Genomic DNA, 10,569 nt, shown 5'->3' on the forward strand with positions numbered 1-10,569 from the left:
GGACTGCCATCGCCGGATTGGGCCGGCGACGGACGCGTCCTGCTTTACTGCGTGCCGGCGGTGGCTTCGCCGATCAGCTTGTTGATGGTCGCCTGGTCGGCCTCGACGGGCTTCACCGGATCGCCCTCCTTCACCAGCTCCTGGCCGGCGACGATGATGCGCGCATCTTGCGGAATGCCGCCCAGCACCAGGCCGTGCGGCGTGTCGTCGACCAGGTCGATCGGAAAGAACGCCACCTTGTCGTCCTTGCCGACGGCGCGAATGCCGAGGTCGCCCTTGTCGCCGAGCGTCACCACCGAACGCGGCAGCATGACCGCGTTGGTCGGCTCGGCGCTGAGCGCGATCTCGGCCGTCATGCCGGCGGGGATGGAGCCGTCGGGATTGGGTATCGCCACCTCGACGCGGAAGGTGCGGGTCTGCGCCGAGGCATCGCGGCTGATGTAGCGCACGGTGCCGGTGACCTTCTGGTCGTTGACGAGGCGGACATCGGCCTCGTCGCCGATCTTGACGTAGCGCAGGTCGCGCTCGCTGATCTCGCCGCGGGCGATGACCGGATCGAGCTTCAGGACTGTCGCCACCTCGCCGCCCTGCATCACCGAGCTGCCGAGCTCCACCGGGATGCGGTCGATGACGCCGTCGAATGGCGCCTTGACCTCGTTGCGGTCGAGCTCCGCCTGCGCGGTGTCCAGCTGCGATTGCGCCAGCGTCAGGTTGGAGCGGGCGGTATCGAGCTGCAGCTTCGGCAGATTGCCGGTCTTGGCCAGCCGCTCGGCGGCATCGAGCTCGGCTTTGCGCTGCGCCAGCAATTGCTTGGCATTGTCGACGTTGGAGATCTTCTCCTCGGCCGCGAGCATCAGCACGAGGTCGCCGGTCTTGACGCGGTCGCCCTGCTTGACCGGCAACTTCTCGATGACGCCGGCGACGCGCGTCGCCAGCACGGCCCGCTTGTCGGCCTCGGTCAGGCCGGAGATGCGGATGGCGCGCGCATAGGTCTTGCGCGGCGGCGTCACCACCGCGACCGTGCGCAACGCGGCCTTGGGCTCGGCTTGCGCGGCGTCCTGCTTGGTGGCCTCCGGCTGAGCGGGCTTGCCGGCGTCGGCGTGCTTGTCCGTGGCGACCGACTTGTCGGCGGCGCTACCGACGGACGAAAACTCACCCGTGCCCATCCAGGCCGCGAATCCGATGAGCACGACAATGGCAGCAAGCTTGTGAAACCTGATTTTCGGCATCGTCATTTTTTCCGTTGCAGGACCTGGCGAGGTCGGCGCTTCCGACTTCGGGCGCGCGGCCGATATGGGTGTGCGCGGGGCCTAGTTCAATTTGCCGTGATCGGCGAAGCGCAGCTTCTACCTGAAAGTTGCGGCGCAATATAGTCGGAAAAGTTGTGGTAGCATTGCGAAGTGGAACGTGGTTCCTCGACAAATCCAAGCTTTTCTGCCAGACGGCTGCGCTTTTTTCCGGCGCGCCAATAGTTTTCCATGGCTTCCCTGACGTTACTGGCAGCAGCCGTCAGGATGATGCGGAAAGCTCCCATATGAAGCGCCGATCATCCGCGTTGACCGCGGTCCGTCCCCGCCATTCCCGGGCTGAAGCTGTCAAGTGATGAGCTTCAGCAGCCGGAAAAGACGCTCGAATGTCTTGCCATAGGGCGGGCGCAGCAGGCCGCCGGCGCTGAGCTTCGACTGGATGAAGATCGGCTTTTCCTTGCTGAAGGTGCGAAAACCCCACTCGCCGTGATAGGCGCCCATGCCGCTGTCGCCGACGCCGCCGAAGGGCTGCCGCTCCTGCGCCAGATGCATCATGCAGTCATTGACCGTGACGCCGCCGGCCACGGTTTCGCGCATGACCCTGTGGCGATTGGCGCTGTCGCTGCCGAACCAGTAAAGCGCCAGTGGACGCTCGCCCCGGTTCACATGATCGATAGCCTCGTCCACGCTGCCATATTCGACGATCGGCAGCACCGGTCCGAAAATCTCCTCGCGCATCAGCCGCAGAGTCTCGCCGGCATTGCGCACCAGCACGGGCGCCATCTTGCGGTCGCTGATGCCGAGCTTCTCGTTCGCAGGATTGACCTCGATAATGTCGGCACCGGCGTCGCGCGCCTCGGCGATCATATCGCTCAGCCGCCGATGATGCCGCTCGCTGACGATCGCCGTATAGTCGGGATTGTCGCCGAGGCGCGGATAGAGCTTCGCGATTGCCGCCGCGAACTTGGCCGCGACCGCAGCGCCCTGGCCTTGCGGGACCATCAGATAGTCGGGCGCGATGCAGGTCTGGCCGGCATTGAGCAGCTTGCCATAAGCGACGCTGGCGACCGCCGCATCGAGATCGCAGGAGGGATCGAAGATCGCCGGCGACTTGCCGCCGAGCTCGAGCGTCACCGGCGTCAGATTGGCCGCGGCAGCCAGTGCCACCTGGCGGCCGACGGCGGTCGAGCCCGTGAACAGGAGGTGGTCGAACGGCAAGGACACGAAAGCCTTGCCGACCTCCGCGTCGCCGACCGCCACGCTAACCTCGTCGGCGGCGAAATATTTTTCGACCAGGCTGGCGAGCAGGTCCGAAAATTTCGGCGTCAGCTCCGAAGGCTTGATCAGCACGCGGTTGCCGGCGGCCAGAGCGGCGGTCGCCGGCGCGATGGCGAGCTGGAAAGGATAGTTCCAGGGCGAGACGATGCCCACGACGCCGAGCGGCTGCGGCAAGAGGCGGTTGCGGCCGGGCAGGAACGGCAGGCTGGTGGCGACGCGGCGCTCGCGCATCCAGGCGCCGAGATGCGACAGCGCATGCCTGATGCCGGCGCGCACGACGAACAGTTCGGCAAGCCGCGTCTCCTGAGCCGAGCGGGCCGAAAAATCGCTGTCTATCGCAGCGCAAATTTCGGCTTCGTGCTTTTCAGTGAGCGCCAGCAGGCGCTTCAGCCGATCCTTGCGCACGTCCAGCGTCGGGAACGGCTCCTTCTCGAAGGCCCTGCACTGCGCCTCAAACCTGACCCCGAGAGCGTTTTGTCTGGTTTGCAGCATCGCGACCTCCCCTTTACGTTCAGGTAAGCTATATCGGCCCGACAACCGAATCCAGCATTGCCCCGGTTCCGCTGGGGAAGATGCTGACAGCCGGAGCGGACTTGCTAACAGGTATGGAAGACATCAGGCGCGGCGGCGCGCGGATTCCGGCTTAATGTGCGCTGCCAGGAACTCCTTGACGCGACGCCCCGGCGCCGGGCCGCGCATCGGCCTGAAGCCGTCGTCGAGCTCGCCCGACAGGTCGAGCGTCGCTTGGCTGCCGACGGCGTCGTAATTCTCTTCCAGCCAGTCGCTGGCGGCGCTGCGGCCGAGGTCGCGCAGATAGGCGATGAAAGCCCATTCGGCGTTGACCTTGGACGACGCGGAGAGGTCCTTGAAAGCCTCGTCGGCGTCGATGCGGTGCATGCGGATGTCGCGATATTCGCCATGCGGCAGGCGTCCGGCCGCGATCAACTCCTTGACGAAGGCGATCGAGCGGAATTCGCGCAGCAGCCCGGCATTGAAGGTGATCTCGTCGATGCGGTTCTGGATCTCATTGGCGCTCTTCGGCGTGCCTTCGCGCACCACCGGATTGATCTGCACCAGAAGCACGTCCTCGGTCGCCGCCGTCTTGAAGAACGGATAAAGCGCCGGATTGCCGCCATAGCCGCCGTCCCAATAGGGCACGCCCTTGATCTCAACGGCGCGGAACAATTGCGGCAGGCAGGCCGAAGCCATCACCGTGTCGAGGTCGATCTCGCCGTCGGAGAAGACGCGCAGCTGTCCGGTCTCGACATTGGTCGCCGAGATGAACAGTTCCATCGACTTGCAGGCGCGCACATTGTCGAAGTCGATCTCCTTCGCCACCACATCGCGCAGCGGGTTGAGGCCGAGCGGATTGGCGACATAGGGCGAGAACACCCGCGACATCGTGTCGAAGAAGACATAGCCGGGCGTGTTCTCGATCGACCAATTGCCCCAGACCACGTCCCACGGCATGCGCTGCACCGGGCTGAAACGGCCCTTCGAGGCCACCGCCCGCCAGAAATCCTCGAGCTTCTTGCGCGCGCCTTCCACGCCGCCCCGGACAAAACCGTCGGCCAGCGCCACCGCGTTCATGGCGCCGGCGCTGGTGCCGGACACCGCCGCGATCTCCAGCCGCCCGTCCTCCAGCAGCCGGTCGAGCACGCCCCAGGAAAAGGCGCCATGCGAACCGCCGCCCTGGAGCGCGATGTTGATCTTCTTCTTTTCCTCCGCCTTGCCGTTCTTCGCCATGGCGTTCCTTGTCTCGATGCGCCGGCCTACCGCAGCGTTGTTTGCACGGAGACGACGCAGTCAGCCTATGTTGCAGCGCAGCATATAAGGGCGAACCAAGGCAAGAACACGAACACACAAGCGTGATCATGGGATTTTCCTCGCCCCCGGGAGTGGGCTACGGCATGCTGTGACTGGCGCGACTGATCAGGCCGAAGCTTGGTTGCCAGGTGATTCCCCCAATCCGTCGCTGCTTCGCAGCGCCACCTTTCCCCCCTCCGGAGGGAAAGGAAGGGAGCGTTGCTGGACGAGCATTGACGGCAAAAGCTTGGCGCCTTCCTCTACCCCGTCGATCGGGGGAGAGGTGGCTCGGCGAAGCCGAGACGGAGTGGGGGTCGACCAGCGCTACATCAAACAACGCATGCGCCAAGCTGCCATGCACGCTATCGCCAAAGGCCAGCCGCTTGGAAATGGGCGCATGCCGTACCCGAGGTGAGGCGAGGAACCGAACCTCTCAAGCAACCAGATCGGGCACCGGCCCGACATAGCGCGACTGCGGCCGGATGAGACGTCCGGTCGCCTGCTGCTCGCGGGCGTGCGCAATCCAGCCGGCAACGCGGCCGGCGGCAAAGACGTTGGAGAACGCCTCCTTCGGGAAGCCGACCGCGTCCAGGAGGAGCGCTGTGTAGAATTCGACATTGGTCTGAATCGAGCGCTGCGGCTTGGCGATGCTGAGCACCTCGAGCGCCGCCTGCTCCACGGTTTCGGCGAAGGCCAACCTGCTACCCATCTCCTTGCTGCTCGTCTTGTTGCGCGAACCGAGCTGCCGCACGACCGTCTTCAGCGCATCGGCTCGCGGGTCGCGCACGCGGTAGATGCGATGGCCGAAACCCATGATGCGCTGGCCATGGGCGATCTCGTTGCGCAGCCATGCCGTGGCGTCGCCGCTGGCCTTGATGGCGTCCAGCATCTCGATCACCGGTCCCGGCGCGCCGCCATGCAGCGGACCTTTCAGCGCGCCGAGCCCAGCCAGGATCGCCGAGGTCAGTCCGGCCTGGGTCGAGGCCACCACGCGGGTCGCGAAGGTCGAGGCGTTGAGCCCGTGGTCGCAGACCGTCACCAGATAGCTGTCGAGCGCCTTGGCAAGCGCGGGCGAGGCGGAGCCGGAAAGCATGCGCAGCATGTCGCCGGCATGATCGGCTTTTTCGTCGGGAGCAATAGGCGTCTTACCCCGGCCAACGCGCAGCAAGGCCGGCGTCAGCACCGCAGGCGCCGCGACCAGCCGCAGCGCATCGGCAAGCCTGTCGCCGTCCGGCAGGACGGCCATGCCGGCGCGCATGCCGCTGTAGACGTCGAGCGGCGCAAGCTGGGCAAGCATCGGCTGGACGCGATCGAACACTTCCACCCGAGCCTTGCCGATCGCCTCCTCCAGTTCGGCATCGCTCGGAAGGTCGTCGAAGAAGCCGTCGAACAGCAGACGCACCACCTGCGCGTAGCGCCGGCGGCCGGCCAGTTCCATCAGCGAATGGCCTCGGATGGTGAGGTGCCCACCCGCACCATCGACATCGGAAAGCACCGTGTCTGCCGCCACAACATCATCGAGCCCATTTGCCATGATCGTCTCCTTGACCTTTGGTGCATGACAATTAATGCTGCACAATCAATGCATCAATCTTGATCAAGATAATCAATGTAAGGCGGCAAATGACGGAATGGCTGACCCGGGATGAGGCGCTGAAGCGGCTCAACGTCCGTCCGCAGACGCTTTATGCGTATGTCAGCCGCGGCCGCATCGGCATGAAGCCGGACGACGCAGACCCGCGCCGTAGCCGGTACCGCGCCGACGACATCGCCGCGCTCGCCACGCGCCGCGACCGCGGAAGGAGCCCGCAGGCAATCGCCGAAAGCGCCATCGCCTGGGGCGAGCCGGCGTTTCCCACGTCAATCTCCACGGTGCTGCATGGTCGTCTCATCTATCGCGGCAGGGACGCGGTGGAGCTTTCGGCGACAGCGACGCTCGAGGAGACCGCCGGACTGCTGTGGGCTTCCGACCGTCCGGTATCGTTCGCCTCGCTGACCCCTTCGGCCGCCCGGCAAAGCGGCACGCCCACCGCCTTCGCCAGGCTTTCGGCGCTCGCCGCCGGAGGCTGGTCCTCGCTCGGACGCAGGCCGGCCATGCTGCAGCAGGACGGCGCCGCCGCGACCAGCGCGCTGGCAACCGCGCTCGGCGCGTCGCCGGGCTCCGAACCTGTGCATATCAGGCTGGCGCAGGGCTGGTCGGTGGAAGCCGCCGGCGCCGATCTCATCCGCAAGGCGCTGGTGCTTTTGGCCGACCATGAGCTCAACGCCTCGACCTTCGCCGCCCGGGTCGCGGCCTCCACCGGCGCGCCGGTCGCCGCCTGCCTGCTCGCAGGCCTTGCGACGCTGACTGGCCCGCGCCATGGCGGCGCCGGCGCGGCGGCGATCACGCTTGTCGAGGATGCCGGGCGGCTGGGTCCGGACGAGGCGATTGCACGCTGGCTCGCTCATGACCGGCCGCTGCCAAGCTTCGGCCACCCGCTCTACCCGGAAGGCGATCCGCGCGCGCAAGCACTGCTGCCCGACCTGGAGATCGATGACGGGATCGTCCATCTTCGCGACGCCGTGCTCGCCGCGACCGGGCTGCATCCGAATATCGATTTTGCGCTGGCCGCGATGACGCGCAGCCTCAGCCTGCCGGCCGATGCGCCGTTCCGCCTGTTCGCGCTCGGCCGCAGCGTCGGCTGGACGGCCCATGCCGTCGAACAGGTGACCAGCAACAGGCCGATCAGGCCCCGCGCCCGTTATGACGGGCCTATTAGCCTGGGTTGATGACCTTGCAGATTGGCCGGACGCGTTTGAGGTCGTCATTCTAGGGCGGAGCAAGGAGCGAAGCGACGCGCGCAGACCCTAGAATCCATTCCGTGACGCTAAGGCGTTACAGAATTCTGCACCGTTGCGCCATACGGCGTCGGTCACGGAATGGATCCTCGGGTCAAGCCCGAGGATGACGAAGGGATGGGCCTTTTGCGCCAATCTCCAGCGTTCGCGACCGCCGCCAAACGGCGGCACACCCGTCAGGACATCGTGTCCAGCTTGCGCTGCATCGCCGCAATCTGCGCCTTCAATTCCTGCAGATCGTCGCCCTTCTCTTCCTTCTTCGCGGGCTCGGCGGCCGGCGCTGAATTGCCGCCGGCGGGCGGGAACGGCGTGAACATGCGCATGGCGTTCTGGAACATCTCGACATTGCGTCGCGTCTGTTCCTCGAGCGCCTTGATCGGCGTCTTCATCATGTCGATCGGCGTTTTCCCGAAGGTACCCTTGAGCTGCTCGCGAAACCGCTCCTGCTCCTTGGAGAAGGCGATCATCGATTGTTCGAGGAAGCTCGGCACGATCATCTGCATCTGATCGCCGTAGAAGGAGATGAGCTGGCGCAGGAACGGGATCGGCAGCATGTTCTGCCCATCCTTGTTCTCCAGCTCGAAGATGATCTGCGTCAGCACCGGATGCGTGATGTCGTCGCCGGTCTTTGCGTCCTGGACCGTGAATTCCTCGCCCTTCTTGACCATCTCGGCCAAGTCCTCGAGCGTCACATAGGTGCTCGTGCCGGTATTGTAGAGCCGGCGATTGGCATACTTCTTGATGACGATCGGGTCGTCTTTTGCGGCCATCCGTATCCTCCCCAGGACACCGGCACCTCTAGGAGTAAGCGGCCGGTAACGATTGCGCCCTTTATCGAGGATACGCGCAAAAGCCTCACAATTCCAAGCGGTTTGTGCACTGCGGCATCAATTAATGCTGCAGGGCATGACAAAATTCGCCGCGCGGTCAACGTCATGTTGCCGCAACCGGCGCGCGCTCTGCTTGCCGCGCATGGCGGCCATGCCCATTTCCGGTTTGACTCGGCTGCCTGAACCGGCAAGAAAGTCTTCAAGGATAGCCTAGAACACGACACCTCGAAGTCTGGAGAAGAAAATGTCCGCTTCCAATTCCATCGTCGTCGCCAGCGCCGCTCGCACCGCGGTCGGATCCTTCAACGGCAGTTTCGCCGCCACGCCGGCACATGAGCTCGGCGCCGTCGTCATCAGGGAATTGCTGGCGCGCGCGAACGTCGAGGCGGCGGAAGTCGACGAGGTCATCCTCGGCCAGGTGCTGACCGCCGCGCAAGGACAGAACCCGGCTCGCCAGGCCTCGATCAATGCCGGCCTGCCGAAGGAGACCACGGCCTGGGGCCTCAATCAGGTTTGCGGCTCGGGCCTGCGCGCCATCGCGCTCGGCATGCAGCAGATCGCCACCGGCGACGCCAAGGTGATCGTCGCCGGCGGCCAGGAATCGATGTCGATGTCGCCGCATGCCGAGCACCTGCGCGCCGGCGTCAAGATGGGCGACTACAAGATGATCGACACCATGATCAAGGACGGCCTGTGGGATGCCTTCAATGGCTACCATATGGGCAACACCGCCGAGAACGTCGCCCGCCAGTTCCAGATCACCCGCGAAACCCAGGACGAGTTCGCGCTCGCCTCGCAGAACAAGGCGGAGGCTGCGCAGAAGGCCGGCAAGTTCAAGGACGAGATCGTCGCCTTCACCATCAAGGGCAAGAAGGGCGACACAACAGTCGATCAGGACGAGTACATCCGGCACGGCGCGACGCTCGACGCCATGACCAAGCTGAAGCCCGCTTTCGACAAGGACGGCACGGTCACCGCCGCCAACGCGTCGGGCATCAATGACGGCGCCGCCGGCGCGCTGCTGATGACCGAGGCCGCGGCCGTGCGGCGCGGCATCACCCCGCTGGTGCGCATCGCCTCCTGGGCGACCGCCGGCGTCGATCCGGCAATCATGGGCACGGGGCCTATTCCCGCTTCGAAGCGGGCGCTGGAGAAGGCCGGCTGGTCGATCAAGGACCTCGACCTCGTCGAGGCCAACGAGGCGTTCGCCGCGCAGGCCTGCGCCGTCAACAAGGGCATGGGCTGGGATCCCTCGATCGTCAACGTCAACGGCGGCGCCATCGCCATCGGCCATCCGATCGGCGCTTCGGGCGCCCGCGTCTTCAACACGCTGGTCTACGAGATGCGTCGCCGCGGCGCCAGGAAGGGCCTTGCCACGCTGTGCATCGGCGGCGGCATGGGCGTTGCGATGTGCGTGGAAGCGCTGAACTGAGCGAATAGCGAATAGGGAGTAGCGAATAGGGAAAACGGCGTCGGCGCAGCAGGCTTCAATCCCCTACTCGCTATTCGCTACTCCCTACTCGCTCCTCCGATCAACAGGGAGGAGCACACATGACCAAAGTAGCAATCGTCACGGGCGGAACACGCGGCATCGGCGCGGCGATATCGGTCGCCTTGAAGACCGCCGGCTATTCGGTCGCGGCGAACTATGCCGGCAATGACGAGGCGGCCCAGAAATTCAAGGCCGAGACTGGTATCCCCGTCTACAAATGGTCGGTCGCCGACTACGAGGCCTGTGCCGCAGGCATCAAGCAGGTGGAGGCCGATCTCGGCCCGGTCTCCGTGCTGGTCAACAATGCCGGCATCACCCGCGACACCATGTTCCACAAGATGACGCCCGCACAGTGGAAGGAAGTGATCGACACCAACCTGTCCGGCGTCTTCAACATGACGCATCCTTTGTGGAGCGGCATGCGCGACCGCAAGTTCGGCCGCGTCATCACCATTTCCTCTATCAACGGCCAGAAGGGTCAGATGGGCCAGGTCAATTATTCGGCCTCGAAAGCCGGCGATATCGGCTTCACCAAGGCGCTGGCTCAAGAGGGGGCTCGCGCCGGCATCACAGTCAATGTCGTCTGCCCCGGCTACATCGCCACCGACATGGTCATGGCCGTGCCGGAAAAAGTACGGGAGTCGATCATCGCTCAGATCCCGGTCGGTCGCCTCGGCGAGCCGGAAGAGATCGCGCGCTGCGTCGTCTTCCTGGCTTCCGACGAAGCCAGCTTCATCACCGGCTCGACCATCACCGCCAATGGCGGTCAGTATTTCGCCTGACACCCCAGTAGGTCGCCCGACACCATTTATCGTCAAAGGCGGCTCCGGCACCGGAGCCGCCTTTTTGTTCGCCGGCAGGCCGGCGCGACACCTTGCCTCAATTCGGCACGCAAAAGTTAACGGCCGCAGCCACGCTTTGTGCATAACCGCTGCGACAAGCTGTGAATCCTCGGTGGGCAAGCTGTGGATAACACCATATCTAGGGGTGAACAAACCAGGAAAACCGCCGGATCGCTGATTCGTCGCCGATTCGTTCCGGCTTTGGCCGGAAAGTTAACAGTGGACGGTGCAAACGT

9 protein-coding genes are annotated in these 10,569 nt (G+C 64.9%); 3 read left to right on the forward strand and 6 right to left on the reverse strand.

Annotated elements, in window-relative coordinates; all coding sequences use genetic code 11:
• Positions 1 to 44: 44 nt before the first annotated feature.
• The 5 genes from LB515_RS14095 to LB515_RS14115 all read right to left on the reverse strand — a co-directional run bounded on the left by LB515_RS14095 (position 45) and on the right by LB515_RS14115 (position 5,865).
• The gene (locus LB515_RS14095) at positions 45 to 1,229 is read right to left on the reverse strand and encodes an efflux RND transporter periplasmic adaptor subunit (RefSeq protein WP_224532703.1); all 1,185 of its coding nucleotides are present in this window, start codon (positions 1,227 to 1,229) and stop codon (positions 45 to 47) included.
• 86 nt (positions 1,230 to 1,315) lie between these two features.
• Positions 1,316 to 1,534: a hypothetical protein gene (locus LB515_RS14100; protein ID WP_224532704.1), complete on the reverse strand. Its 219-nt coding sequence runs from the start codon at positions 1,532 to 1,534 to the stop codon at positions 1,316 to 1,318.
• A 61-nt stretch (positions 1,535 to 1,595) separates the two neighbouring features.
• Positions 1,596 to 3,017: a coniferyl aldehyde dehydrogenase gene (locus tag LB515_RS14105; RefSeq protein ID WP_224708077.1), complete on the reverse strand. Its 1,422-nt coding sequence runs from the start codon at positions 3,015 to 3,017 to the stop codon at positions 1,596 to 1,598.
• 123 nt (positions 3,018 to 3,140) lie between these two features.
• Positions 3,141 to 4,271 carry a patatin-like phospholipase family protein gene (locus tag LB515_RS14110; RefSeq protein WP_224708078.1) on the reverse strand — a complete coding sequence of 377 codons (1,131 nt, stop codon included), beginning with the start codon at positions 4,269 to 4,271 and terminating at the stop codon, positions 3,141 to 3,143.
• A 493-nt stretch (positions 4,272 to 4,764) separates the two neighbouring features.
• The gene (locus LB515_RS14115; RefSeq protein ID WP_224708079.1) at positions 4,765 to 5,865 is read right to left on the reverse strand and encodes a citrate synthase/methylcitrate synthase; all 1,101 of its coding nucleotides are present in this window, start codon (positions 5,863 to 5,865) and stop codon (positions 4,765 to 4,767) included.
• Between the two features lie 89 nt (positions 5,866 to 5,954).
• Between LB515_RS14115 and LB515_RS14120 the strand changes: the two genes are divergently transcribed.
• Positions 5,955 to 7,100 carry a citrate synthase family protein gene (locus LB515_RS14120; protein WP_224708080.1) on the forward strand — a complete coding sequence of 382 codons (1,146 nt, stop codon included), beginning with the start codon at positions 5,955 to 5,957 and terminating at the stop codon, positions 7,098 to 7,100.
• Positions 7,101 to 7,345: 245 nt separating this feature from the next.
• Here the strand turns inward: LB515_RS14120 and phaR are convergent, their stop codons facing one another.
• Positions 7,346 to 7,939: a polyhydroxyalkanoate synthesis repressor PhaR gene (gene phaR, locus LB515_RS14125; RefSeq protein ID WP_095767308.1), complete on the reverse strand. Its 594-nt coding sequence runs from the start codon at positions 7,937 to 7,939 to the stop codon at positions 7,346 to 7,348.
• Between the two features lie 304 nt (positions 7,940 to 8,243).
• On the opposite strand from phaR, the gene LB515_RS14130 reads away from it, so the two are divergent.
• Together LB515_RS14130 and LB515_RS14135 are read left to right on the forward strand one after the other, a co-directional pair.
• The gene (locus LB515_RS14130) at positions 8,244 to 9,431 is read left to right on the forward strand and encodes an acetyl-CoA C-acetyltransferase (RefSeq protein ID WP_224708081.1); all 1,188 of its coding nucleotides are present in this window, start codon (positions 8,244 to 8,246) and stop codon (positions 9,429 to 9,431) included.
• 119 nt (positions 9,432 to 9,550) lie between these two features.
• Entirely contained in the window at positions 9,551 to 10,273 is a 723-nt protein-coding gene (locus tag LB515_RS14135) for a beta-ketoacyl-ACP reductase (protein ID WP_224708082.1), read from the forward strand.
• Positions 10,274 to 10,569: the final 296 nt, after the last annotated feature.

Origin of the sequence: Mesorhizobium sp. CA15 (genome assembly GCF_020165215.1) — a bacterium.
Classification (GTDB): Bacteria; Pseudomonadota; Alphaproteobacteria; order Rhizobiales; family Rhizobiaceae; genus Mesorhizobium.